This window comes from Oceanobacillus sp. NCCP-135 (assembly GCF_059698015.1).
The window spans coordinates 1-588 of record NZ_BAAKSZ010000085.1 but is presented as its reverse complement, the minus strand read 5'-3'; the positions used below and the strand labels follow the sequence as shown (position 1 = coordinate 588).

Genomic DNA, 588 nt, shown 5'->3' with positions numbered 1-588 from the left:
TCCGAAAACGTTGGCTCAAAACTCCGCACAGCTGACTCAATCTGTCCGCAATACTCATGCAAGAAAAATTGAAATAGGATACTGGCTTGGAGATAGTTATAAAGGGAAGGGTTTAGTGACAAAAGCTATCAAGCAATTTATCGACCATATTTTAGAGATTTGAACTTGAAGAAGGTTGAAATAAATGTTGCAAGAAACAACAACTTGAAAACGAGAGAAATACCTAAGAAATTAGGCTTTAAAGAAGAACGAACTATAGGTAATTATGAATATTTGAAAGGTGAATATCACGATAGAGTTATTTATGGTTTGTTAGAAGTACAGTGGAATTCAACTTAAACAAAAGGGGCGATTGTGGAAGATCAAAAGTCTGATTCCTAGATAAAAGAAGTAGGAATAAGGCCTTTTTTCTTAACTCTATAAATACTATAAATACTATCTCATGGTAAACAAGGTGGAAACAAGTCGTACTGCATGTGGCAATCTCGGGTAAAAGAGATGACAGAAGTGGTACATTCTTATGGGTGTAACTAAATATACCACCTTTTCATACTACTTCTTTTACACTGACCTATCCCCTAAAAGTTA

At 34.7% G+C, this 588-nt stretch carries 2 protein-coding genes; both read left to right on the top strand.

Features of this window, described 5'->3' with window-relative positions; all coding sequences use genetic code 11:
* Nucleotides 1-10: 10 nt before the first annotated feature.
* Nucleotides 11-163 carry a GNAT family N-acetyltransferase gene (locus AC6HVZ_RS19635; protein ID WP_497559803.1) on the top strand — a complete coding sequence of 51 codons (153 nt, stop codon included), beginning with the start codon at nucleotides 11-13 and terminating at the stop codon, nucleotides 161-163.
* 2 nt (nucleotides 164-165) lie between these two features.
* Nucleotides 166-339, top strand: coding sequence for a GNAT family N-acetyltransferase (locus AC6HVZ_RS19630; RefSeq protein WP_497559802.1), 174 nt, complete (start codon nucleotides 166-168; stop codon nucleotides 337-339).
* Nucleotides 340-588: the final 249 nt, after the last annotated feature.